Genomic DNA, 25,077 nt, shown 5'->3' with positions numbered 1-25,077 from the left:
TTATTTTAATTTATCAAGATACATATTCACCACATTTTCCAATCCTAAATATAAAGATTCCGAAATAAGCGCATGACCAATAGAAACTTCCGCTAAATTCGGAATGTTTTCTTTGAAAAATTTGATATTTTCCAAACTTAAATCGTGTCCTGCATTAATTCCTAAACCCAATTTATGCGCTAAAATTGCAGCATCGGTATAAGGTTGTATCGCATTTTTATTTCCCAAAGCATATTGCGTTGCAAATTCTTCGGTATATAATTCAATTCTATCGGCACCTGTTTTTGCGGCCGCCTCAATCAATTTGGCATCAGTATCAATAAAAATAGAGGTTCTTATGCCATTGTTTTTAAATTCCGTAATCACTTCCTGCAAATACGATTGATTTGAAACCGTATCCCAACCCGCATTTGACGTTAAATTATCAATAGCATCAGGCACTAAAGTTACTTGCGTTGGCTTTATTTCCAATACCATTTTCATAAATTTATCAATAGGATTTCCTTCAATATTATATTCCGTGGTAACGATAGCTTTTAAATCATACGCATCTTGATAGCGAATATGACGCTCATCAGGTCTTGGATGAATCGTAATTCCTTGTGCTCCAAAACTTTCAATATCAGTGGCTACTTGCAATAAATTTGGCGTATTTCCTCCTCTAGAATTACGCAATGTTGCAATTTTATTAATATTTACACTTAACTTTGTCATCTCATAAAATTAAGTTACAAAGATAAATCATTAAAACTTTTTAAACTATATTCGTAGTGATGAATATCAACGACTTTATACTAGACGAAATTAAAGCACTTACTTTAAAAAGCACCGTGAAAAAGGCGCAAAAAGTTTGTGCAAAATTACCAATAACACATATTCCGATTGTTGAAAACGGACGGTTACTTGGCTGTTTTCCCGAAAGCGACATTCAAACAATTCAAGATAAAAATCAAGAACTTCGTGAATATTCATATTTATTAGCCCAATTTCATGCAAGAGAAAAAGATACGTTACTCGATTTAATCGTCCTTTTTGCCGATAATGATTGCAATGTAATTCCCGTGTTAAATCAAGAAATGACCTATATCGGATACTACGAATTAAGCGATATTTTAGATGCCTTTGCCGACAGTCCTTTCTTACATAATGAAAGCGAAACTTTAATTGTCAGCAAAAATAAAAGTGATTATTCAATGAGTCAAATTGCTCAAATTGTAGAGGCTAGCGGTGGAAAATTACTCGGACTTTATATTTCTTCACAAGATAATACAAACGATACCGTACAAGTTACCTTAAAAGTAATCACAGAAGATATTAATGAAATTATCCAGACTTTTAGACGCTATGATTATCAAATTATAACCCAACATCAAGATGATTTTTATCTCGAAGAATTAAAAGATAGAGCCTCTTATTTAAGAAAATATTTAGATATGTAATTTTTTATTTTCTAACGTTTATATTTTTAATAAAACCGAATTCCATTTGAAAAAAGTAGCTATTTACGGTCAATCTTATACCATTTCAGCAGAAAAAGAAATTAAAATTTTGCTATCGATATTAGAGAAAAATAATATTGTGGTGTTTTTTGAAAAAGATTTTTATAACTTACTACTAGAGAATAATTCTTTATCAAAAAAATATCCAACGTACGCACATTTTAACGATTTATCGAATACTTTCGATTTGCTATTTTCAATTGGTGGCGATGGAACAATTTTAAGAGCCGTAACCTATGTTCGAGATTTAGACATCCCGATTTTAGGAATTAATACAGGAAGATTAGGCTTCTTAGCAACCGTTCAAAAAGACCAAATTCAAGAAGCGGTCACCTTATTATTAACCAAAGAATATACCATTCAAGAACGGTCATTATTGCAAATAACAACAAGTCCGCAGGCATCAGAATTTATAGAATTAGATTTTGCCTTAAATGAAATCACCATTGCACGAAGAAATACCACGTCGATGATTGGCGTAAAAACCTACTTAAACAACGAATATCTAACCAATTATTGGGCAGATGGTTTAATTATCTCAACACCAACAGGCTCGACAGGCTATTCATTAAGTTGCAACGGCCCTGTAATATTACCAAATTCGAAAAGCTTTGTAATTACGCCTATTGCACCGCATAATTTAAACGCCAGACCCATGGTAATTCCTGATGATACGTTTATCGAATTAGAAGTAAGTTCTCGTGAAAAAGATTATTTAATTTCCTTAGATTCCCGAATTACAACCGTTTGTGAAGGCACTAAAATTAGCATACAAAAAGCCGATTTTACCATTAAAAGTATTTTATTAACAGGACAATCGCATTTAAAAACACTTCGAGGAAAACTTTTATGGGGCGAAGATACTCGCAATGATTCCTTATAATTCAGAATAAATAAGGCTTGTTTACAATAAATGCTTTAAAAAAAAGTTAATCAAAAGCATATTATTAACTTTTTAAAGCAAATTCATTTAACTATATTTGCGAGCCATTTTTATAATGAAAAAAAGATTTTTACTCATATTATTTGCTTTGATAGCAATTACATTACAATCACAAACTCACGAAGTAGGTATTCTCGTTGGGGGTACAAATTATGTGGGCGATATTGGAAATACAACCTATATCAACCCAAATAAAGTTGGGGCGGGATTCATTTATAAATACAATTTAAATCCACGAATTGCCTTGCGGGGAACGTACACCTATCTTCCTGTTGAAGGAAAAGATGAAAAATCAAGCAATTCATTTCGAAAAAATAGAGGCTTTAAATTCTCAAATAACTTGCACGAATTGGCGCTAGGTATCGAATTTAATTTTTTCGATTACAATATCAGCAATTATAAAACACGATTTTCGCCATATATACTCGCCGAAATTGCCGTTTTTAATTACGCAAGCCCTAAAGAAAGAATCTCATCAGAAGAAATTAGTTTAAAAAATAAATCTTCATTCGCCCTACCAGTAGGAATTGGCGTGAAAGGTCGTTTAACTAGAAATTTCGCAATTGCCTTTGAAGCAGGAGTTCGCTTTGCCTTTGTCGATGATATTGATTACTCAACAGATAAAATAAAAAGTTTAAACTTTGGTGGAAACGGAAACGACACCTATATGTTTACAGGTATTTCTATAGTTTATAGCTTTGGAAGACCACCTTGTTATAAAGGATTAGCAGAATAAATATGGGAGAAAAACGACACCGCATTGATTTGCAAAAAGTACCGAATCATATCGCCGTTATTATGGACGGAAATGGGCGATGGGCGAAAGGAAAAGGAATGCAACGTATTTTTGGACACCGAAATGCCTTAACTGCCATCAGAGAAACCGCAGATACTGCCTCTGAAATAGGTGTTAAATTTGTAACACTTTACGCCTTTTCTACCGAAAATTGGAGCAGACCAAAATTAGAAGTCGATGCTTTAATGAGCCTATTAGTGAGTACTTTGAAAAAAGAATTACCCGATTTTCAACGCAAAAATGTACGTGTAAATGCCATCGGAAATATTGATAACTTGCCCAAAAATGCACAAAAAATTTTAGCAACCGTTATCGAAGAAACCAAAAATAATACCAAAATAACACTGACATTCGCATTAAGCTACGGAGCTAGAGAAGAAATTGTTAATGCTATCAAAAATATATCTAAAAAAGTTGTTAATAACCAATTAGATATTGAAAAAATAGACGAAAAAATTATAAATAACCATTTATATACATTTAATTTGCCCAACGTTGATTTATTAATACGCACAAGTGGTGAACAACGAATCAGTAATTTTTTACTTTGGCAAATAGCCTATGCCGAACTATATTTTACCGATATATTATGGCCTGACTTTAGAAGAGAACATCTTTTTGATGCCGTAATAGATTATCAAAATAGAGAAAGAAGATTTGGAAAAACAAGCGAACAGATTGAAATCAATGAATAAATATTCTTATGTAGCCGTATTTTTAATCGCCTTTTTATCGGCGAATATACAAGCACAAAAAATCGTAGATAAAGAAAATAATACACAAAACGCTATTCCTTATAAAAAAGGAACTTCCTACATTCTTGGCGGAATAACCGTTACGGGACTGCAAAAATTTAGCGAACAAACCATTCGTGTATATACAGGATTGGTCGATGGACAATCTGTAAAATTACCTGGCGATAAACTTACAAGTGCTATCAAAAAATTGTACGAAAGCAAACAATTTAGCCAAGTTGATGTCTATCTTTCTAAAAAAGACGGCGAAACAGTATATCTTTTATTTGATGTAACAGAATTGCCTCAAGTAACCAATATTAACATCACAGGAGTTCGAAAAGGTGAAATCAAAGATATTCGAAAAGAAACGGAACTTAAAAAAGGAATGATGGTTACCGAAAATCTAATCGTAACCACACGAAATTATATCCAAAAAAAATATACCGATAAAGGATTTTTAAAAACAAAAGTTTCTTTATCAACCAAAAAAGATACCACAGATGTTAACAGCGTTAGCATGGCTATTTTTGTTGATAAAGGAAAACGTGTTAAAATTAAAAAAATCAGCTTTAACGGAAATAACGCACTCACAGGAAACGCGTTAAGAAGCGCTATGAAAAACACCAAACGTAAAGCTTTTGGACGTTTTTGGAAATCATCAAAATATATTTTAGATGATTATAAAAAAGATTTAGAAAATATTCTTGAAAAATATAGCGAAAAAGGATATCGTGATGCTCGTATTTTATCCGACAACGTAACCTGGAATGATGACAATACCATTAATCTTTCAATCAAATTAGAAGAAGGTCGTCAGTACCGTTTTCAAGACATTAAATTTATCGGAAATAAAAACTATTCCGATGATTTTTTACGTAACTTTTTAAGAATCGATAAAGGTGATGTGTATAACGGAAAAGTGTTAAAAGAACGTATCTCTGGTGATGGAACGCCTAATTCACAAGATATTCAAACACTATATCATAACAACGGATACTTATTTTCTCAAATAAATGCCGTGGAAACAAGCGTTAAAAATGATTCGATTACCGTAGAGGTTCGCATCCGTGAAGACGAACAAGCAACCATTCAAAAAGTAACCGTAACTGGAAATGAAAAAACAAATGACCACGTTATTTATAGAGAATTAAGAGTGAAACCAGGCGATTTATTTAGCCGTGAAAATATTATTCGTTCTATTCGTGAAATCGGTCAATTAGGTTTTTTTGACGCCAACGTAACTCCAGATGTAAAACCAGATTATCAAAATAAAACAGCCAATATTGATTTCGCTGTAGTAGAAAAAGGAGGAAGTCAAATCGAACTACAAGGTGGTTATGGTGGTGGCTCATTTATCGGTACTTTAGGACTGTCGTTTAATAACTTTTCATTACGAAACATCTTTAATAAAGATGCCTATAAACCATTGCCAATGGGAGATGGTCAAAAATTAGCGCTGCGTTTACAAGCTAGTAGAACCTATAATACCTATAGTTTTTCATTTACAGAACCTTGGCTTGGCGGTAAAAAACCACAATCATTATCTTTTTCGGTGTATTTATCGAATCAATATCGATATGACTACAATTCTAATTCAGTAGATAAAGATCAAAGTTTAAGCATTATTGGAGCTTCTATCGGACTTGGAAAACGTTTAAATTGGCCTGATGATTATTTCTCTTTATCACAAAATATTAGTTATCAAAAAATACATTTGAAAAATTATGGATATCGTGTTGGATCTTCTAATGATGTTATTAGTCAAGGTGATTTAAACAACTTAGCCTATACCGTAGCTTTTAGCCGTAATTCTACAGGTCCTAGTTTGATTTATCCTAGTTATGGTTCTGAATTTACCATTAAAGCAAAAGCAACTTTTCCATACTCATTAGTAAACGGAAAAGATTATACAGAACCAGCATATCCTACAAATCAGGAAAGAGAAGCCTATTTAGCCGACAAATATAAATGGCTAGAATATTATAAAATTTCAGCAAAAGGAAAATGGTATACCTCATTATCTCAAAATAATAAATTAGTGTTAATGTCTAATTTTGAAATAGGATATTTAGGATCTTATAATGATGACTTAGGATTAACTCCTGTAGAAAGATACTTTGTTGGTGGTGATGGAATTGCTCAAGGACAATTAGATGGTCGAGAAACTATCGGATTAAGAGGATACGAAAATAACAGAATTTCATCAACCGATGGAGGCGCTATTTATAACAAATTTCAAATGGAAGTACGCTATTCTATAACCGATAAACCATCGGCATCAATTTATACCTTAGGGTTTTTAGAAGCAGGAAATTCATATAACAATTTTAACGAATTTAACCCGTTTAAATTGAAGCGTTCTGCAGGACTAGGAGTTCGTATATTTATGCCAGCTTTTGGTTTGTTAGGAATTGATTTTGCACACGGATTTGACCCTTTACCTGGTCAAACTCAAAAATCAGGATGGCAAACGCATTTTATTATTGGAAGACAATTCTAAAAAAAGAGTACATTTGTAATGTAACTGGCTTTTTGGCATGGTTTTTTCTAAAAACATTATAGCAAGATGAAAAAAAACATTGTATCTATCGTTCTTTTACTTATTACAAGCATTACTGTTGCTCAAAAAAGCCAGCGTTTAGCCTATATTGATATGCAGTATATTCTGGAGAATATTCCCGCATATTTACAAGCTCAAAACGCCTTGGATGCAAAAGTTGAAAAATGGAAAACAAAAATAACCGAACAAAATAACGCTATTCAAGTTTTAAAAACCGACTTAGCAAACGAAAAAGTTATTTTAACAAAAGACTTAATTGTAGAACGAGAAGAAGATATTGTTATCAAAGAAGAAGCCATACGACGATTAGAAACCTTATATTTTGGTCCTAGAGGAGATATGTATAACTTGAGAAAACAATTAATAAAACCGATTCAAGATCAAGTTTATAACGCCATACAAGCTATTGCTTCTCGAAAAAAATATGATTTTGTTTTTGATAAATCAGGCGATTTAGTAATGTTGTATTCCAACAAAAAACACGATATTAGCGACCTTGTTGTAAAAATGATTAATATCGATCAGAAAAAACAACAAAAAAATGATAAAATCGCACAGAAAAAAGAACTTCTAAATAAAGAAAGTTTAAGCGATCATCGAAAAGAAAAATTAAAGAAAAAAGAGCTTTTAAAAACAAAAAAACAAAACGATCGATTAGCTAAAATTAAACTAATCGAAGAAAAAAGAAAAGCAAAACTATTAGAACGAAATCAAAAAAGACAACTTCTAAAAGATAAAAAAGAAGCCCTAAGAAAAAAAATAGAAGACGCTAAGAAAAAAGAATAAGCAAGAAACTATTAAAATTAGGCACAATATCAAAAGTTAAATAAATCAAGAATAAAAAACAATAAATCAAAATTAAATTAAAAAGATGAAACATTTTAAAACCTTATTATTAGTTGCAATTTTTACAATTGGATTCGGTAGTATCGCAAACGCACAAAAAACAGCACATATAAATACTGATAAATTATTATCTGAAATGCCAGCAACAAAATCTATGAAAGCTGAGCTAGAGAAATTAAACAAGACCTACCGTGACGATATTGAGGCAATGTACAAAAGACTTGAAGCTAAAATTAAAAAATACGAAGCAGAAGGGAAAAGCCAAACACAAGAAGTAAATCAGCAAAGAGCTATTGAAGTAAATCAAGATAGACAACGTATTAGTAAAGCTGAACAATCTGCTGGGCAAGAAATGCAAAAAAAATATCAAGAAAAAACACTTCCTATCTTAAAGAAAGCAGAACAAGCGATTAAAGATGTTGCCGCTGCTAAAGGAATTATTTACGTATATGACGCTGCTCCTGGTAAAGGATTAATCGTATATGATAAAGGAAATGATATTTATAGTGCCGTAAAAGCAAAATTAGGTTTCTAAAAAAACCAAAACATAGCTACCAAATACTTCTTAAATATTCCGTAAATATTTACCGAATAACAAGAACTATTCTATAAAAATCCTGCTCTATAAAGCAGGATTTTTATTTTTATAATTTTGTGTTTCTATATTTTTGTAATTTCGTACTTTTAAAGACTATGACACCCCAAAAAAATAAACAAGCTATCGGTATTTTTGATTCTGGAATTGGTGGAACTTCCATCTGGAAAGAAATTAATGCCCTACTCCCTCTTGAAAATACTATTTATTTATCCGATAGTAAAAACGCTCCCTACGGACAAAAATCAACAGAAGAAATTATTCAATTATCGGTTAAAAATACCGAGTTTTTAATCAAAAAAGGATGCAAAATAATCGTAGTTGCCTGTAATACCGCAACCACAAATGCCATCGATTATCTAAGGAAAAATTATACCATTCCAATTATCGGTATTGAACCCGCTATCAAAACTGCTTCTATTCAAACAAAAACAGGAGTTATTGGAATTTTAGCCACCAAAGGAACGCTCAATAGTAGCCTATTTGAAAAAACAACCGCACGTATTGATACCAAAATTAAAATTATCGAACAAGTTGGAAATGGTTTAGTCGAACTTATTGAAAATGGAAATATGGAATCTTTAGAAATGACCGTTTTATTGCAAAAATATGTACAACCAATGATCGATTTAAAATGTGATTGCATCGTTTTAGGATGTACCCACTACCCGTACCTAATTCCACAAATAAAAAAAATTACTGGAAATAATATCAAAATTATTGATGCAGGACAAGCCGTAGCAAAACAAACCAAACATATTTTAATCGAAAATAACTTAATCTCAACATCAGAAAAAAAAGGAAATTCCATTTTTTATAACAATAAAAATAAAAATGTTCTAGATGCTATTTTAAAAGAATATCAAAATACAACAATTCAATTTTTAGATTTTTAAAAGCTTAAAACTCAATAAAAAAAACTTTAAAACCTAAAAACTTAAACGATAACTCGAAGGCGTTTGTCCTTTCAGCTCTTTAAATTTTCTGTTGAAATTTGAAATGTTCTTAAATCCTGATTTTTCTGAAACTTCAATAATCGAATAATCTTTATTTTGTAATAATTTACACGCAGTTTCAATGCGTAATTCATTTAAAAAAGTGAAAAATGTTTTGTTTGTTCGTTGCTTGAAATAACGGCAAAAAGCATTTGAAGTCATATTCGCAACGCCCGCAATATCATCTAATTCTATCTTTTTATTGTAATTTTTTAAGGTATAATCCATAATATCTCGCATACGTTTCCCCTCATTATCCGTATATTTTTTCTCATAAACAAACGACGAAAGAGATTCCGTTTCCGATTTTAAAATAATATCAATCATTTTAAGAAAAATGATGAACTTATACAAATCCCTACTTTCATGTAACTTTAAAAAAAGCTTTTGTAACTTTTTCTGATGCGATTTTACACGAAAACTGTTTTTAGCAACCGTAAAAAAAGTAGCAATCTGTTTAAAATCATCTAACTCAAAAAAAGTTTCTCCAAATGATTTTTGTGTAAAAAAAAGCGAAACCATAAACGATTCCTTAATCCTTGAAGCATCACTCTTAAAAACATGAGGCTGATTTCCTGCAATAACCAAAATATCATTCGATTGATACTCATTAACAGTATCACCAACAATTAAAGTTCCCTCGCCTTTAACAACATAACACAACTGAATTTCTTCATGTTGATGAAACTTATCATAAAATAAAGTACCTTCATCTTGCTGATAAATTAACCCTAAGTTCTTAGTTTTTGGTATTTTAAATGGTAAAACCTTCATAATATGTGTAAAATATTTGTATAAATCTATAAAATATTCCCCTAAAAAAGCACTAAAACTACAAAAAAAGATAAAATAATATACTATACTGTTAAAAAACAAGCATTATGCTTTATAAATCAATTATAAATTTGCCTTAAAAAACACACATGAGCATAAATTGGAAAGGCGTAATGCCAGCAGTTACCACTAAATTTACAGATCAAGACACATTAGATTTAGTTAACTTTGAAGTAAATATTAAAGCACAATTAGAAGCAGGAGTTGTTGGAATTATCTTAGGAGGAACCTTAGGAGAAGCAAGCACACTTACTGATGACGAAAAAAGAGTTATCGTACGAAAAGCAGTGGAAATTGTAGATGGTCAAGTGCCAATTATAATGAACGTTGCTGAACAAACTACTGTAGCTGCAATTGATGCTGCTAGAAAAGCAAAAGAAGATGGAGCATCTGCATTAATGATGTTGCCTCCAATGCGTTATAAAGCAGATGATAGAGAAACTATAACATACTTTAAAAAAGTAGCAAATAGTACTTCTTTACCAATTATGGTATATAATAACCCTGTTGATTACGGTATCGAAGTTACTTTAGATATGTTTGAAGAGTTATTACGTGACTGTCCAAATATCGAAGCTGTAAAAGAATCTACAAGAGATTTATCAAATATTACACGTATCAAAAACCGTTTCGGTGATAGATTACAAATTTTATCAGGAGTTGATACCTTAGCCTTAGAAAGTATCTTTATGGGTGCTGACGGTTGGGTTGCAGGTTTAGTATGTGCTTTCCCAGCAGAAACAGTTGCTATCTTTAACTTAGCAAACGCAGGAAGAGGCGAAGAAGCTAGAGAAATTTACCGTTGGTTCTTACCTTTATTAGAATTAGATATTACAAGTAGATTAGTGCAAAATATTAAATTAGCAGAAGTTGCTACTGGAATCGGAACTGAAAATGTACGTGAACCTCGTTTACCTTTAATCGGTAAAGAAAGAGAAAATGTATTAGCAATTATTGCCGAAGGTTTAAGAACTAGACCAACATTACCAGAATATAAAAGCTTAGCAAAAGCTTAATCATAAAAGAACATCATCATTTTAATATTTTTAATATAAAATTATAAAATGTTAGATAATTATAGTACCCTTTAACAAATCATTGCCTTATTTATAAGGCAATGATTTGTCGTTTTCAATATCTTTTAAAACATCTTTGAAATGTCTTTGAAATATCTTTTTTAACAAAAAAGTAACGACAAATTTATAAATATTTTATGTACCTTTAAATGCTTAAAAGAACATTTTGAGCCATCATAAAAAATAGTAAACCATAAAATGTTACCACACATTTTAAAAAAAACTAAAATAAAATGATTACAGGAAAAAATTATATAGGAAATCAATTAAAAGCATCAGGAACAACGACGCATAAAACCGTAAACCCAAAGTTAAATGTACAAAATCCAACAGATTTTTATCAAGCAACTTTAGAAGAAGTTAATGAAGCTGTTGAATTAGCTGATAAAGCCTTTAAAGTATATCGTAAAGTTTCAGGAGAAAAAAGAGCCGAATTTTTAAACGCAATTGCCGATGAAATTTTAGCCTTAGATACTGAACTTACAGATATGTATATGTTAGAATCTGGTTTGCCAGAAGGAAGAGCACAAGGAGAAAGAGGAAGAACCGTTGGACAATTAAGAGCCTTTGCTGATTTAGTTGCCAAAGATCAATGGAGAAATGTAACCATCGACCAAGCAATTCCTGATAGACAACCATTACCAAAATCAGACCTTAGAAAAACATCAATCCCTTTAGGACCTGTTGTTGTATTTGCAGCAAGTAATTTTCCATTAGCATTTTCTACCGCAGGTGGAGATACCGCTAGTGCCTTAGCTTCAGGATGTCCTGTGATTGTAAAATCGCACGCAATGCACTCTGGAACTGGTGAATTAGTAGCATCGGCAATTATTAAAGCAGCCGAAAAAACAGGAATGCCAAACGGTGTATTTTCAAACATTACAGGTAGTGGAAGAGTTGTCGGAAGCGCCTTAGTAAAACATCCGAAGGTAAAAGCAGTAGGTTTTACAGGAAGTATCGCTGGTGGTAGAGCACTTTACAATTTAGGAACACAAAGAGACGAACCAATTCCAGTATTTGCTGAAATGGGAAGTATCAACCCAGTAGTTGTAATGCCTAATGTTATCAAAAATAAATCGGCAGAAACCGCTACTACATACGCAGGTTCAATAACCGTTGGAACAGGTCAATTCTGTACCAATCCTGGATTATTATTAACCATCGCAGGAGAAGATACCGATGCTTTTGTTAAAGATTTAGCAGAAAAAACAACCGCAATCGCATCACAATGTATGTTGCACCCTAATATTAAAGAAGGATTCGTTTCAAATGCGGAAATCGTAACTTCACAACCTGGTGTAGAAGTTGTTGGTAAAATTGAAGGAGATCTTCAAGCTAACTTTGCTCCATCAACAATATGTGCCGTATCAGGAGCTGAATTTTTAGCAAATCCTAAAATGCATACCGAAGTTTTTGGTCCTTTCTCTTTAGTGGTTAAAGCAAAAGATCAAGAAGAATTATTAGCCGTTATTGACGGTTTAGAAGGACAATTAACAGGTACCGTTTTAGCCGAAAAAGAAGATTTTAACGCTCTACCAGCCGTAACGGACGCATTACAAGCTAAAGTTGGAAGAATTATTTTCAACGGAGTGCCAACTGGTGTAGAAGTTTGTGAATCAATGACCCATGGTGGTCCTTACCCAGCATCTTCAGATTCTAGATTTACAGCCGTAGGTTTAGGAGCTATTAAAAGATGGGTACGTCCTTTTAGTTTTCAAGATTGGCCAACCGAATTATTACCTAGCGAATTAAAATAACATTTAAATTAATATAAATTAACACTTTTTTTAGATGTTAAAACAAGTAAACACTTACTTTTAAACATCTTAAAGAATTGAAAAACATACCAGCTTCGTTTTCTTGATTAAAGAAATTTGAAGGGTTTTTTCTAAGAAAGGAAACAAGCTGGCTATTCAATTTTACTATGAGAAAAACATTTTTTTGCGTTGATGCACATACTTGCGGAAATCCCGTGAGAGTTGTAGCAGGTGGAGGTCCAAATTTAATTGGAGCAAATATGAGCGAAAAACGTCAGCATTTTTTAAAAGAATATGACTGGATTCGCAAAGGTTTAATGTTCGAACCAAGAGGACACGATATGATGAGTGGAAGTATTTTATTTCCACCTCACAATCCTGAAAACGATTTTGGAATCTTATTTATTGAAACCTCTGGATGTTTGCCAATGTGCGGACATGGAACTATCGGTACAATAACCATCGCTATTGAAGAAGGTTTAATTATTCCAAAAATTCCTGGAAAAATTAAAATGGAAGCACCTGCTGGTTTGGTAAATATCGAATACGGTCAAACAGGTAAAAAAGTAGATTGGGTACGTTTAACAAACGTAAAAAGTTATTTAGCAGCCGAAAATTTAACCATCGATTGCCCTGAATTAGGCGAGATTACTTTTGATGTTTCTTACGGAGGAAATTATTACGCTATTGTTGATCCGCAGAAAAATTTCTCTGGAGTACACGATTTTACCGCAAGTAAAATAATCCAATATTCGCAAGTTGTTAGAGACCGAATCAATGAAAAATATCCTGATATGTTTATTCATCCTGAAAATGATACCATCAGAGATGTAACACACATGTTATGGACAGGAAATCCTATTGACCCAACTTCTTCTGGTAGAAATGCCGTATTTTATGGTGATAAAGCCATCGATAGAAGCCCTTGTGGAACAGGAACTTCAGCAAGATTAGCACAATTACACGCCAAAGGAAAACTTCAACTAAAAGAAGAATTTATTCACGAAAGTTTTATCGGAAGTAAATTTATTGGGCGTGTAGAAGAAGAAACAACCTTAAACGGAAAACCAGCAATTATACCAAGTATTCAAGGTTGGGCTAAAGTTTTTGGATACAATAATATTATTATTGATGATCAAGACGATCCGTATGCACACGGATTTCAAGTAATATAAAAAAATAGCTTCAATCTTAAATTTGGAACTTTAAATTTGGAAATAAACAAATATAAAATAGTACTAAAACATTGCTATACCGAGCTTGTTTATCCACGGATAAATAAAAAGCTCGGTACAGCATTTTCTAAATTTGAAATTGAAACACTTATTCAAAAAGTGCTGGAAGATACACCTTTAGAATACTACGAAAAAATAGGTAAAAATTTCTACGTAACCAGCAAAAAACATCTGATTACCATTACAATTAACGCAAGTACTTTTAGAATTATTACCGTAAATAGTATCAGTAAAAAGAGTAAATTTTAAAAATATCTTAAACAATAGATTCAAATAAATGTCAAAAGAAGTAGTAATTATTGGTGGAGGAATTATAGGCTTATGTTCAGCGTATTACCTTCAAAAGGAAGGACATAAAGTTACCGTTATTGATAAATCTGATTTTTCAAGCGGTGCCTCTTATGTAAATGCAGGATATATTACGCCAAGTCATATTATCTCTTTGGCGGCTCCAGGAATGATTAACAAAGGAATTAAATGGATGTTTGATTCAGAAAGTCCTTTTTCTGTAAAACCTCGATTGGATTATGACTTTGTAAAATGGTCATGGCTCTTTAAAAAAGCATCTACCAAAGAAAAGGTAGAAAGTTCTATCAAAACTATAAAAGATATCAACTTATTAAGTAGAGAATTATACGAAGAAATAAAAGCTTCCAATGATTTTGATTTCTTTTATCAGCATAAAGGATTGTTAATGTGTTATCAAACCGATAAAACAGGCGAAGAAGAATGGATTACAGGACAACGTGCCATTCAAGAAGGCTTAAATGTTGAGAATTTATCCAAAGAACAAGTACTGAAATTAGAACCAAATGCAGGTTTAAATATTAAAGGTGCCATTTATTATCACACGGATTCACACATGACTCCAAATGAATTTATGCCACAATTAAAACGATATTTAGAGAAAAATGGCGTTACAATTTTAGCCAATGAAGAAGTACTAGACATCAACGTAACTGGCGATAAAGTAACCTCTCTAAAAACAAATAAACAAGAATTTACTCCTGATGAAATAGTTGTTGCAACTGGCTCTTGGTCGCAAATTCTAATGAAAAAATTGAACACTACAATTCCTATTCAAGCTGGAAAAGGATACCGAATTAATGTATCTCAAGAAACAGGAATTACCATTCCTGCCATTTTAATGGAAGCAAAAGTTGCCGTAACACCAATGAACGGTTTTACACGTTTTGCAGGAACTATGGAAGTTGATAAAATTAATACCAACATCAATAAAGTACGTGTAAATGCCATCGCAAAAGCAAGTGAACACTTTTATCAGAATTTAAAAATTAGCCAAAAAGAAATTGACGATGTAGCCTCTGGATTAAGACCGTGTTCGCCTGATGGATTGCCATATATCGGACGTTTATCAAAAGTGAAAAACGTAACCGTAGCAACAGGACACGCAATGATGGGATGGAGTTTAGGACCCGCAACAGGAAAATTAATATCCGAAGTAATTTCTGATAAAAAAACAAGCCTCGATTTAAGCCCGTTTCATACAGAAAGATACGCGTAAAATACGCTACACAATAAATTAACAGCACCTGAATCAATAATACTATGCGTTACGAACAAATTAATAACTCGTTATTTATAGAAAATAGAAAGCGTTTTACAGCCAAAATGCAACCCAACAGCATTGCTATTTTAACATCAAACGATGTGAAACACAACAATGCCGATGATGTAATGGGATTTGCACAAAATAATGACCTTTTTTACCTTTCGGGAATTGACCAAGAAGAAACTATTTTAGTGCTTTATCCTGATGCTTATAAAAAAGAAAATCGCGCGATTTTATTTATAAAAGAAACCAGTGAACTTATCAAAATTTGGGACGGTGAAAAATTAACCCAAGAAAAAGCTACTGAAATTTCAGGGATTTCAAGAGTAATTTGGAACAAAGATTTTGAAAACGTTTTACAAGCAATGGCTTTTGAAGCCGATGCCTTTTACTTAGGACATAACGAACATTATAAACGTGCCACTAGTAATCAACAAACCCAACAGGATAGAATGATTCAATGGTGTAAAGAAAAATATCCATTACACACTTATTATAGAGCAGCAAAAATCACCCGTGATTTACGTCCTGTAAAATCAACAATAGAACACGAATTGACGCAAAAAGCAGCGGATATTAGTGTACAATCTTTTTCTCGTATTTTAAAAGCCTGTAAACCTGGCAAAAATGAATACGAATTAGAAGCAGAATTAACCTATAATTTAGTGAAATCTGGAGCTTCACATCACGCTTTTCAACCGATTGTTGCTTCAGGACAAAACGCTTGCGCTTTACATTATAATACCAATGATTCGGTTTGTAAAGACGGTGAAATGATTTTACTTGACTTTGGCGTTTGCTATGCAAATTACAATAGCGACACCACCCGTTGTTTTCCTGTAAATGGAAAATTTTCAGAAAGACAAGCTGCTGTTTATTCTGCTGTTTTACATTGTTTAAAAGAAGGAAGCAAACTTCTAAAAGCTGGAATTTTACCTGCCGATTATGAGAAAAATATGGCAAGTTTAGTAGAAGCAGAATTGATAAAATTAAACTTATTAAATGCTGATGAAGTAGCAAATCAAGATCCTGAAAAACCTTTATATAAACAATATTTTATGCACGGAACAGCCCATTATTTAGGGTTAGATGTGCATGATGTTGGTTTATATTCTCGTCCTTTTGAAGCAGGAATGATTTTAACCTGCGAGCCTGGAATTTATATCGCCGAAGAAGGAATTGGTTGTCGATTAGAAGATGATTACCTAATTACAGAAAATGGAAACATCAATTTAACTGCTAAAATGCCTATCGAAATTAAGGATATTGAAGCATTAATGAATACTAAAAAAAATTAGAATGAATACATTTGGAATCGGAGGTTCTACCATAGAAGCAGAATTAAATGCAATAACTCCAACGGCTCACTTAGTTGAACCGATTCAAAAAGAAGAATTTCAAGAAAGAATAAACAAAGCTTGCCAATTGATGAAAGATCAAAATAAGCAAGCAATGTATTTACACGCTGGAACAAATTTATTCTATTTCACAGGAATGAAATGGAGTTCAAGCGAACGAATGGTGGGTGCAATTTTATTTCAAAATGGCGATTTGCATTTTATCGCGCCAAAGTTTGAAAAAGGAACAATTTTAGATTTCATGCTGATAAAAGGCGACGTAAATTGTTGGGAAGAACACAAAAGCCCTTATAAATTATTTACTAAAATTCTAATTCAAAATAACGTAACCGAAGGTATTATTTTGATGGATGAAGCAACGCCTTTCTTTATTGTTGATGGTATCAATAAAAGCAATACTTCTTTTACTTTAGAAAGTGCAACGCCAATTACGGCAGGTTGTAGAATGATAAAATCGGATGCTGAAATTGCTATTATGCAACATGCTATGAACATCACTTTAGAGGTTCAAAAAGCAGCAGCACGTATTTTAAGAGTCGGAATTTCAGCTAAAGAAGTAGAAGATTTTATCCACGAAGCACATATTCGTTACGGTGCAACTGCTGGTTCATATTTTTGTATTGTATTATTTGGTGTCGATTCTTCATTTCCTCATGGTGTAAAAACGCCTAAAAATTTAGAATTAAACGAAATTGTATTAGTAGATACAGGTTGTGTATTACACAATTATATTTCTGATATTACAAGAACCTATATTTTTGGAGAAGCGGACGATTTACAAAAATCTATTTGGAATATCGAAAAAGAAACCCAACAAGCGGCTTTTGATGCTGCTCAATTAGGGAATGTTTGTGCTGATATTGATGCTGCTGCCAGAAAAATGTTAGAAAGTCATCAGCTTGGACCAAAATATACTTTACCAGGTTTACCTCACAGAACTGGACATGGAATTGGTTTAAATATTCATGAATGGCCGTATATTGTTAAAAATGACAATACCGTTTTAGTCGAAAGAATGACCTTTAGTAATGAACCAATGATTTGTGTACCTAATAAATTTGGAATCCGCCATGAAGACCATATTTATATGACAAAAAATGGTCCAAAATGGTTTACAGAACCAATGCATACTATTGAAGATCCTTTTGGAATTTCAAAATAAATTTTAAAAAATTACACTAAATTTATAATGATATTTAACTGATTTTATAAAAAAAAACGCAACTCTTTATCTTTAGAAGTTGCGTTTTTTAATTTTATACAGTTTTAAAAATTATTTAAATAAAAACTATCTAAAAAACAAGCAGTAATTTAGTAAATAGACTTAGCCCCGATTGTAGCAATTGTTTGAGCTCCTTTTTTGATTTTTCTTCAAAAAAGAGCGAGTGCGGAAAGCGGGAAATAGCTTCAAATAATTCTTGTTTTTAGAGCATTAAATAGTCTTCATAAAATCTTCTTTTAATATTTTATTCAGATAAAAAAGTACTTCTTCGGCATTTTCTTTAGAAAAAATAATAGGCGGTTTAATTTTTAAAACATTGTAATCAGGACCATCGGTACTCATTAAAATTCCATGATCTTTCATTCTATTTGCGAGATAATCGGTTTGAGAAGCCAACGGATTTAATGCAGAATCTACAAATTCAATTCCTAAGAAAAGCCCCTGCCCTCTTACATCGCCAATAATTGGAAATTCTTTAGAGAGTTCTTTTAATTCCGATTTTAAATATTCGCCTACTTCCAACGCATTTTCTTGTAATTTATCACGCTTTACCGTACGAATTACTTCGGTTGCAATGGCACAAGAAACAGGATTTCCGCCAAAAGTATTAAAATATTCCATGCCGTTTGCAAAAGCATCAGCAACTTTTTGAGTACAAGCAACCGCCGCAATTGGATGCCCATTTCCTAAGGGTTTACCGATCGTTACGATATCAGGAACGACATTATGCAATTGAAAACCCCAAAAAGTTTTCCCCATTCTTCCGCAACCAGTTTGAACTTCATCAGAAATACAAACACCACCAACTTTTCTTATTTTTTGATATGCTTCAGATAAAAAACCTCTTGGTAATTCTACCTGACCGCCACAACTAATAATCGGCTCGATGATAAAAGCACCTACATTTCGTCCTTTTTCTTGAATCGTGTCGATACATTTTTGAACTTCGTCAGCATATTTTTTTGCGGTATTTTCACCTCGATACTTCCCTCTAAAACTATCGGCTAAAGGAAATATTTGCGTGTATTCTGGAGCGCCACTTCCTCCTTTTCCATCAAATTTATACGAAGAAATATCAATACACATATTAGCGTTTCCGTGATAACCGATTTCACTTGCAATAATATCTTTTTCGCCTGTAACAGCTTTTGCCATTCGAATTGCTAATTCATTTGCTTCACTTCCTGAGTTTACAAAATGTAACACATTTAATTCTGGCGGTAAAGTTTCAATCAGTTCTTTAGCTAAATTATTGATATTTTCATGCAAATAACGTGAGTTTGTGTTAATTAAACTCATCTGATTTTGCCCAGCTTTGACAACATTATAATTTTCATGCCCAACGTGCGCAACATTATTTACGGTATCTAAATATTTATTTCCAAATTGGTCGATTAAATATTGCCCCGCTCCACGCACCATTTTTATAGGTGTTTTATATTGCAAACTTAAACTTTTCCCTAAATGTTGTTTTCGATACTTAATTAAATCGTTGTTTGAAATCGTATTATTTTCGGCTAATTCATCAGATTTAAAAAGCAAATTCGGGTTTGGGCAAACACTTTTCCAAACCTCTATTTCTTTTAAATATGCCACGCCTGGAAAATCTGTATTTAAATCAAAAAGTGATAATAATACTTGAAAATGTAAATGAGGAACCCAGTTTCCATTTTCTGTATAATCTCCAAGTTCGGCAATTTTCTCACCTTTTAAAATTCGGTTGCCTACTTGATGTTTTTGCACACTTTCGGGCGTGTTATGTCCGTATAAAGTGTAAAATTCAAAATTATCAGCTTGATGTTTTAACACCAATAATCCACCGTAATTTTTATCGCCTTGATTATCCGAAGAAATAACAACTTCTCCATCTAAAAGAGCGTGAACAGGCGTGTTTTTTGGCAACCAAAAATCGGTTCCTAAATGAATTGTTCGGCTTTCTTTTCCGTTATTTCCTATTTTTTGATACGCATCAGCAGTATAAAAAATACGAGGTTCTAAATAACCACCGCCAATAATTTTTGTAGGATTTTCTTTTTGTAATTCATCAATTTTAAACTGAAAAAGTGATAGATTATTTGCTTCTTTTTCATGCCCAATCCAAGTACTTGAAACACTTAAATCAATTGGAAAAAGATTGTTTTTTTGAACTGTTGGAAATAAATTTCTTAAAGAAAAAGTATGTTGTAAACTCCAATTTTCGAACTTTTTTTCATTCGGATGCGCTGTAAAACCACAAGCAATTCTAAAATTATATTCGGCAAAATCTGGATGAATTTCACGCCATTTTTCAAGCACTTCCCAAGCAGGTTTTTCGCTTATCAGCAGATATTTATTGTTCGGTTCTTCAATTTTATTAATTGCCGATTTTGTAACCGAAATCACCAATCGCATGGCAATCGCATCGTATAAATGCATCAATTCTTTTTCTTGTAAAGGAAAATTTTGATGATAGCCTTTCACAATATCTAACGAAGCTTCCAACGGCTCGTTATGATTCATAATCGTATAGGCACACGCAATGGCAACATCATTAATTATTTGTGTATAAATGGCATCGCCGTAATCAATTGCTGCTTTTACTGTTGGATTTACAAGCTCTTTTGATACAATAACATTGTTATCATTCGCATCATTATGAACCACCGATTTACGTAAAAGATCGTAGCTAGTTTTATTGTTTTCAAACTGATTTTGAAAATAGCTAATAATTTCTTTTTGCTCGTTTTCAAATAAATTGATATGTTTTTTTGTCCAAAGTGATTGTGCAACATCCCACACAAATTCTCGTTTTGCCTGTGGATGTTCAAAACCATGTAAAGCTTTAGTTAACAATCCGCATTGTTCACCTAAACTAAAACGTAAACTATCTAATTGCGGATTTACAGATGACCAAACTCTACCTGAAATCCAACTTAACAAACGAACTTTTCGAGCATTTCCGAAAGCGTCAATTATCGTTGAAATTACGTTTCCTTCAATATCTTTTATAACTTTTGGAGCAATAATTTCAGCATTATTTTCGGCAACATATTGTAATAATTTCTGTTGAAAATCCAAATAATTCTCTTCTTCATTTGGGCGAGAAATTTTTAAAATATATCCTTCTGAATTTGGTGTTTTTATTCGGAAATTAAAATCTAATTCCCCAGGTAATTCTGTAGCGACTCCTTTAATATTATAGGTTTTAAAAAGAATTTCCGCTGCTTGTTCAGTCGATATTTTTATTTGAGTATAGTCCATTTTTTCTTATGATAATAATTTTTCATAACCGAGTCTAGTAGCACCACTATCTAAAGTAATAATACCACAATAACTGTAATTTAATTTTTTTAAAATATATTGCATTCCTAAATTATCTGTATGAGTATCTATTCGCATTGAATTAATCGCTTGATTTTGTAATAATTTTTCACAATAAGTTATAATCATTTCGGCAATTCCTTTACGAGTACAATTTTCTGCCACCGCAACACGATGAATAACGCCATAAGTAGCATCAGTAGTGGTCAACCACGTTCCATCAATTGAATTATAAGTTGATTCTTTAGAGCTTGTAAACATAAAAGTAGCTACAATTTGTTGTTGTTCATTTTCTAATACATAGCTCTCTTTATTTTCGATATCCTTATTGATTTGGGCTTTATCAGGATAACCATCTTGCCATTGATCAATATTTAAAGATGCTAAATATCGTTGAGCATAATGAATGATAGTCATTATATTTTTTAAATCATCAGTAATAGAATGTCTTATTTTCATAAAAATTAATCTTTTTGTAATAACATCATTATATGTGCAGCACTCCAGCTAAAATTTTCAGCATTTAAGCCTTCTCCTGTTAAAGGATGATAATTTTCTCTAATAGATTTTCCTTTTCCAAGTACACCTTCAGCTCCTTTTAAAATTTGAATAGTTGCTTTATCGGCTTCTTTATCAAAACCATAATTACGTAAACCTTTTACACCAAAATAAGCCTGATCTAACCAATTAGGACCACGCCAATATCCTTTTAAAGGATTGAATTTTTCATGATCGGCACTCATAGTTTGAAAAGGTACTTTTGTGAAAAATTTCTTAGGATTCATCATTTTATTTTTAACAGCTTTTGCTTGTTCTTGTGTTGCTGCATTTGCCCAAAGTGCTGTCCATCCTTCACTTCCTTCACCTTTAATAAATGTTTTTCCGTCTAAAGTAGTATCGTAAAACCAACCATCTATTGGGTCGTAAAATTGTGATTGAATTATCAATTTCAACTTTTTAGCTTCTTTTTTAAAATCGTCAGCCTCTTTTTTGTTTTCTAAAATAGTGGCTAATTCTGATAAAAATAATTTCTCAGCATATAAATAAGCATTTAAATCTACTGATTCTTGATTGATTGAATAAGCTCCTTCTCCATTTTTTAAAATTTCAGAATTGTCAAAACGAATGGCATTATCCATTCCGCTCTCCCACTTTGCAGCAATTAAACTTCCATCTGTAGAACCATATTCACATAAACCATCTTTATCATGATCACGCTTATTATACCACCATTGATGATATTTTTTTAACTTCGGATAAAATTCTTTTACAAAAGAAATATCTTTATCTTTTTTATAAATTTTAGTAATTGCCCATGCAGATAATGGTGGTTTTGTATCACGATAATTATGTTTTTCAATTAAAGTATCTCTGTAAATACAATCTACAATAAAACCATCTTCACCTTGAAGATTAAACATTGCTTTGATTTGTTTTTTAGCTAAATCAGTATTGTAATAAGATAAACCAACAGCGTGTTTCCATGAATCCCAAGACCAAAAACCGTGAAACCATTTATAATGATAACTAGGAAATAAACCTTCATCTTTTAATTCTCCAGCAGGAATTCTCCAATTATTTTGTAAAGTTACTTGTGTTTTTGCTAATACTTCAGCGTATTTATGATCATTAAATTGAGTTTTTCTATTTTTTATTAACGACTGTAATTCGGTATTTTTTTCTAATTTTCTATCTTTTAAAACAGTATCAAAATTGATGTTTTGGATATTCTTTCGTTCTTTACCCCAAGAATATTCTTTAAAAATAAATGATTGAGAAATTATAAATTCTTTTGTTTCATTTGGCTTTAATACAATTTCTATTTCATTTGAAGTGTAAATACTGTCTGTTGATGCTGTTAAAAGTATATCTTTAGGAAAAATAATATGACCTACAGCATTTGTTAAAGCTGATTTAATTGTTAAATTATTTTCTTTTACTGATAACTTCAATCCGTCAGCTAATAAGTCTTTATTTTTAAAGCTATAATTAATCGTTTGTACTGAATTGCTTTTATTTTTTAATCTTGATTTTATAATTGCTGTATGTCCAGAAGAAAAAACCAATTGTTGTTTTAGTTCTAATTTTTCTGATAAAAAAGTTTGTTCTAAATGACTGCTGTAACTTTCCGTATCGCTTAATTTCCATGCGGTATTTTTAACAATCAAGTTCGTTAATGAAGCACTACTCCAAACACCATTTTGTTGTGTCATTAAAAAAGGTCCTGAAAAACCTATAATATTTGTAGTTTCAGGAAAACTATATCCAAACCAAGCTCCTTGGTCAGAAAACATTAGGCCCTTTTTGTCAAATTTATGTTTAGGTGTAAAAACATAATTAAGTATATTGCTGTATAAAGTTGTTTCTACTTGTTTTTTATCTTCTTTCTGTTTACAACTTAACAAAATAATAAATAAGCTTACTACTAATATCTGTGTTTGTTTAATCATACTTTGTTTAAATTATTCATTTTATACCAATTTATACCAACGTATTAATTGTTTTATTTTGATGAAAATTTTATTTTTAATTGCTAATTATTGTTTTTTAGTGAAGTAATAAATATACTTCACTTTTTAGGAAAACTATATTATTTTTAAAAAAAAGCACAAAAAAGGTTGTCAATTAATATTGACAACCTTTTTATTTAGAATATATTATCGAAGAATAAACCCATCTTTCATTGGATCATTCGGGTCGATTACAAAAGTTTGCATTCCTGTAATATATGCTGTACCTTCTACTTGCGGAATTACCGCATTAAAAGAGCCGTAATCTTGTTCAGAAACAACAGAACCTATAAATACCGAATCTGTAATACTTTCAATACTCATTGTTTGATTAAAATCAATTTCGTTTCTTTTTTTATGAATCGCCATTCTTCCTGAAACCCCTGAACCTGTTGGACACCTATCAACTTCTCCTTCTGCAAAAATACAGACGTTTCTACTATCATTTCCTGAAGGCTGTTTGGTGTTATCAACAAAAATAGTTCCGTATAAGAAACTTAAATCAAGTTCTAAAGGATGTGTAATTTCAGTATCATTTTGCATAACGGCGTGTTTGATTTTCATTCCGTTAGTAATTAAATCACGATAAGAATCAGTGCTTAAATCAAAATTAAAATTGTTTTTTGCCATATCGACATACGCATAAAAAGCACCTCCGTAGGCTAAATCATAGGTAACAGTTCCTAATCCTTCAACTTCCACTGTTCTATCTAAACCAACCACAAAACTCGGCACACAATGAAAACGAACCCCTATTACTTTGCCATCTCTTACATTCGTAAATGATGTAATTCGTCCGCAAGGAGCATCAATTTTTAAAATATTTTCACCTTCTCTTGCATCAATCCAATTCATTTCAACAGCTAAGGTTGAAATGGCAATAATCGCATGACCGCACATGGTCGAATAACCTTCATTGTGAAGAAATATAATTCCAAAATCTCCTTCATCATCATTGGGAGGCAATAAAATACAACCATACATATCAGGATGTCCACGAGGTTCAAACATTAAAGCGGTTCGTAAATTATCGAAATTATCTTTACAATAACGTCTATAATCTAACACCGAATTCCCTTTTAACTCAGGAAATCCATCAATAATTACACGCAACGGTTCGCCACCAGTATGCATGTCAATTGTTTTGATTTGTAACCAATCTTTATTGGGTTTAAAATCAGTATTTGAAAGTATATTTTGATATGTTTTACTCATTTTGATAACTTATTTTGACAACCTAT

General features: G+C 31.9%; 21 protein-coding genes. 15 read left to right on the top strand and 6 right to left on the bottom strand.

From position 1 onward, the window contains the following. Entirely contained in the window at positions 1–714 is a 714-nt protein-coding gene (locus tag L0U72_RS01095; RefSeq protein WP_233898184.1) for a pyridoxine 5'-phosphate synthase, read from the bottom strand. Positions 715–773: 59 nt separating this feature from the next. Between L0U72_RS01095 and L0U72_RS01090 the strand changes: the two genes are divergently transcribed. The 8 genes from L0U72_RS01090 to murI all read left to right on the top strand — a co-directional run bounded on the left by L0U72_RS01090 (position 774) and on the right by murI (position 8,872). Further along, the gene (locus L0U72_RS01090; RefSeq protein WP_233898183.1) at positions 774–1,439 is read left to right on the top strand and encodes a CBS domain-containing protein; all 666 of its coding nucleotides are present in this window, start codon (positions 774–776) and stop codon (positions 1,437–1,439) included. A gap of 46 nt (positions 1,440–1,485) precedes the next feature. After that, positions 1,486–2,382, top strand: coding sequence for an NAD kinase (locus L0U72_RS01085; RefSeq protein ID WP_233898182.1), 897 nt, complete (start codon positions 1,486–1,488; stop codon positions 2,380–2,382). A gap of 115 nt (positions 2,383–2,497) precedes the next feature. Next, a complete protein-coding gene (gene porG / locus L0U72_RS01080; protein ID WP_233898181.1) occupies positions 2,498–3,178 on the top strand; it encodes a type IX secretion system protein PorG in 681 nt (226 codons plus the stop codon). A 2-nt stretch (positions 3,179–3,180) separates the two neighbouring features. Continuing rightward, positions 3,181–3,933, top strand: a complete 753-nt coding sequence (locus L0U72_RS01075; protein WP_101918055.1) for an isoprenyl transferase — start codon at positions 3,181–3,183, stop codon at positions 3,931–3,933. Further along, on the top strand, positions 3,926–6,475 hold the full coding sequence (bamA, locus tag L0U72_RS01070; RefSeq protein WP_101918056.1) for an outer membrane protein assembly factor BamA: 2,550 nt from the start codon (positions 3,926–3,928) through the stop codon (positions 6,473–6,475). Before L0U72_RS01075 ends, bamA begins: the two co-directional genes overlap by 8 nt. 66 nt (positions 6,476–6,541) lie before the next feature. Next, positions 6,542–7,321, top strand: a complete 780-nt coding sequence (locus L0U72_RS01065) for an OmpH family outer membrane protein (RefSeq protein WP_233898180.1) — start codon at positions 6,542–6,544, stop codon at positions 7,319–7,321. An 85-nt stretch (positions 7,322–7,406) separates the two neighbouring features. After that, the gene (locus tag L0U72_RS01060) at positions 7,407–7,916 is read left to right on the top strand and encodes an OmpH family outer membrane protein (RefSeq protein ID WP_101918058.1); all 510 of its coding nucleotides are present in this window, start codon (positions 7,407–7,409) and stop codon (positions 7,914–7,916) included. Positions 7,917–8,074: 158 nt separating this feature from the next. Further along, positions 8,075–8,872, top strand: coding sequence for a glutamate racemase (gene murI / locus L0U72_RS01055; RefSeq protein ID WP_233898179.1), 798 nt, complete (start codon positions 8,075–8,077; stop codon positions 8,870–8,872). A gap of 33 nt (positions 8,873–8,905) precedes the next feature. On the opposite strand, the gene L0U72_RS01050 is transcribed toward murI, so the two are convergent. After that, positions 8,906–9,745 carry an AraC family transcriptional regulator gene (locus tag L0U72_RS01050; RefSeq protein ID WP_233883796.1) on the bottom strand — a complete coding sequence of 280 codons (840 nt, stop codon included), beginning with the start codon at positions 9,743–9,745 and terminating at the stop codon, positions 8,906–8,908. Between the two features lie 149 nt (positions 9,746–9,894). Between L0U72_RS01050 and L0U72_RS01045 the strand changes: the two genes are divergently transcribed. The 7 genes from L0U72_RS01045 (at position 9,895) to L0U72_RS01015 (ending at position 17,966) form a co-directional block, all read left to right on the top strand. Beyond that, positions 9,895–10,821, top strand: coding sequence for a dihydrodipicolinate synthase family protein (locus L0U72_RS01045; RefSeq protein ID WP_233896872.1), 927 nt, complete (start codon positions 9,895–9,897; stop codon positions 10,819–10,821). Positions 10,822–11,114: 293 nt separating this feature from the next. Beyond that, positions 11,115–12,638 carry an aldehyde dehydrogenase (NADP(+)) gene (locus L0U72_RS01040; RefSeq protein WP_233898178.1) on the top strand — a complete coding sequence of 508 codons (1,524 nt, stop codon included), beginning with the start codon at positions 11,115–11,117 and terminating at the stop codon, positions 12,636–12,638. A 167-nt stretch (positions 12,639–12,805) separates the two neighbouring features. After that, entirely contained in the window at positions 12,806–13,813 is a 1,008-nt protein-coding gene (locus L0U72_RS01035) for a 4-hydroxyproline epimerase (protein WP_193699611.1), read from the top strand. A 36-nt stretch (positions 13,814–13,849) separates the two neighbouring features. Then, complete coding sequence (locus L0U72_RS01030) at positions 13,850–14,122, top strand: DUF3781 domain-containing protein (RefSeq protein ID WP_198912825.1); 273 nt, start codon at positions 13,850–13,852, stop codon at positions 14,120–14,122. 28 nt (positions 14,123–14,150) lie between these two features. Further along, the gene (locus L0U72_RS01025; protein ID WP_233898177.1) at positions 14,151–15,398 is read left to right on the top strand and encodes an NAD(P)/FAD-dependent oxidoreductase; all 1,248 of its coding nucleotides are present in this window, start codon (positions 14,151–14,153) and stop codon (positions 15,396–15,398) included. Positions 15,399–15,442: 44 nt separating this feature from the next. Then, positions 15,443–16,744 carry an aminopeptidase P N-terminal domain-containing protein gene (locus L0U72_RS01020; protein ID WP_233898176.1) on the top strand — a complete coding sequence of 434 codons (1,302 nt, stop codon included), beginning with the start codon at positions 15,443–15,445 and terminating at the stop codon, positions 16,742–16,744. Between the two features lies 1 nt (position 16,745). Continuing rightward, positions 16,746–17,966: a M24 family metallopeptidase gene (locus L0U72_RS01015; RefSeq protein WP_233898175.1), complete on the top strand. Its 1,221-nt coding sequence runs from the start codon at positions 16,746–16,748 to the stop codon at positions 17,964–17,966. A gap of 270 nt (positions 17,967–18,236) precedes the next feature. Here L0U72_RS01015 and L0U72_RS01010 read toward each other — a convergent pair whose 3' ends face one another. The 4 genes from L0U72_RS01010 to L0U72_RS00995 form a co-directional block, all read right to left on the bottom strand. After that, positions 18,237–21,266: an aminotransferase class III-fold pyridoxal phosphate-dependent enzyme gene (locus L0U72_RS01010; protein WP_233898174.1), complete on the bottom strand. Its 3,030-nt coding sequence runs from the start codon at positions 21,264–21,266 to the stop codon at positions 18,237–18,239. A gap of 6 nt (positions 21,267–21,272) precedes the next feature. Further along, on the bottom strand, positions 21,273–21,785 hold the full coding sequence (locus tag L0U72_RS01005; protein ID WP_233898173.1) for a GNAT family N-acetyltransferase: 513 nt from the start codon (positions 21,783–21,785) through the stop codon (positions 21,273–21,275). A gap of 5 nt (positions 21,786–21,790) precedes the next feature. Next, positions 21,791–23,776 carry an MGH1-like glycoside hydrolase domain-containing protein gene (locus L0U72_RS01000; RefSeq protein WP_233898172.1) on the bottom strand — a complete coding sequence of 662 codons (1,986 nt, stop codon included), beginning with the start codon at positions 23,774–23,776 and terminating at the stop codon, positions 21,791–21,793. A gap of 207 nt (positions 23,777–23,983) precedes the next feature. Then, on the bottom strand, positions 23,984–25,051 hold the full coding sequence (locus tag L0U72_RS00995; protein WP_233898171.1) for a proline racemase family protein: 1,068 nt from the start codon (positions 25,049–25,051) through the stop codon (positions 23,984–23,986). Positions 25,052–25,077 lie beyond the last annotated feature (26 nt).

Origin of the sequence: Tenacibaculum piscium (assembly GCF_021390755.1) — a bacterium.
Classification (GTDB): Bacteria; Bacteroidota; Bacteroidia; order Flavobacteriales; family Flavobacteriaceae; genus Polaribacter; species Polaribacter piscius.
This window is presented reverse-complemented; position numbering and strand designations above follow the sequence as displayed.

Bases quoted from the DNA above. Each gene is read 5' to 3' on its own strand.
- L0U72_RS01005 (WP_233898173.1), bottom strand. From the start codon at position 21,785: ATGAAAATAAGACATTCTATTACTGATGATTTAAAAAATATAATGACT.
- murI (WP_233898179.1), top strand. From the start codon at position 8,075: ATGACACCCCAAAAAAATAAACAAGCTATCGGTATTTTTGATTCTGGA.
- L0U72_RS01025 (WP_233898177.1), top strand. From the start codon at position 14,151: ATGTCAAAAGAAGTAGTAATTATTGGTGGAGGAATTATAGGCTTATGT.
- L0U72_RS01000 (WP_233898172.1), bottom strand. From the start codon at position 23,776: ATGATTAAACAAACACAGATATTAGTAGTAAGCTTATTTATTATTTTG.
- L0U72_RS01045 (WP_233896872.1), top strand. From the start codon at position 9,895: ATGAGCATAAATTGGAAAGGCGTAATGCCAGCAGTTACCACTAAATTT.
- L0U72_RS01035 (WP_193699611.1), top strand. From the start codon at position 12,806: ATGAGAAAAACATTTTTTTGCGTTGATGCACATACTTGCGGAAATCCC.
- bamA (WP_101918056.1), top strand. From the start codon at position 3,926: ATGAATAAATATTCTTATGTAGCCGTATTTTTAATCGCCTTTTTATCG.
- porG (WP_233898181.1), top strand. From the start codon at position 2,498: ATGAAAAAAAGATTTTTACTCATATTATTTGCTTTGATAGCAATTACA.
- L0U72_RS01060 (WP_101918058.1), top strand. From the start codon at position 7,407: ATGAAACATTTTAAAACCTTATTATTAGTTGCAATTTTTACAATTGGA.
- L0U72_RS01065 (WP_233898180.1), top strand. From the start codon at position 6,542: ATGAAAAAAAACATTGTATCTATCGTTCTTTTACTTATTACAAGCATT.
- L0U72_RS01040 (WP_233898178.1), top strand. From the start codon at position 11,115: ATGATTACAGGAAAAAATTATATAGGAAATCAATTAAAAGCATCAGGA.
- L0U72_RS00995 (WP_233898171.1), bottom strand. From the start codon at position 25,051: ATGAGTAAAACATATCAAAATATACTTTCAAATACTGATTTTAAACCC.
- L0U72_RS01090 (WP_233898183.1), top strand. From the start codon at position 774: ATGAATATCAACGACTTTATACTAGACGAAATTAAAGCACTTACTTTA.
- L0U72_RS01015 (WP_233898175.1), top strand. From the start codon at position 16,746: ATGAATACATTTGGAATCGGAGGTTCTACCATAGAAGCAGAATTAAAT.
- L0U72_RS01095 (WP_233898184.1), bottom strand. From the start codon at position 714: ATGACAAAGTTAAGTGTAAATATTAATAAAATTGCAACATTGCGTAAT.
- L0U72_RS01075 (WP_101918055.1), top strand. From the start codon at position 3,181: ATGGGAGAAAAACGACACCGCATTGATTTGCAAAAAGTACCGAATCAT.
- L0U72_RS01010 (WP_233898174.1), bottom strand. From the start codon at position 21,266: ATGGACTATACTCAAATAAAAATATCGACTGAACAAGCAGCGGAAATT.
- L0U72_RS01050 (WP_233883796.1), bottom strand. From the start codon at position 9,745: ATGAAGGTTTTACCATTTAAAATACCAAAAACTAAGAACTTAGGGTTA.
- L0U72_RS01020 (WP_233898176.1), top strand. From the start codon at position 15,443: ATGCGTTACGAACAAATTAATAACTCGTTATTTATAGAAAATAGAAAG.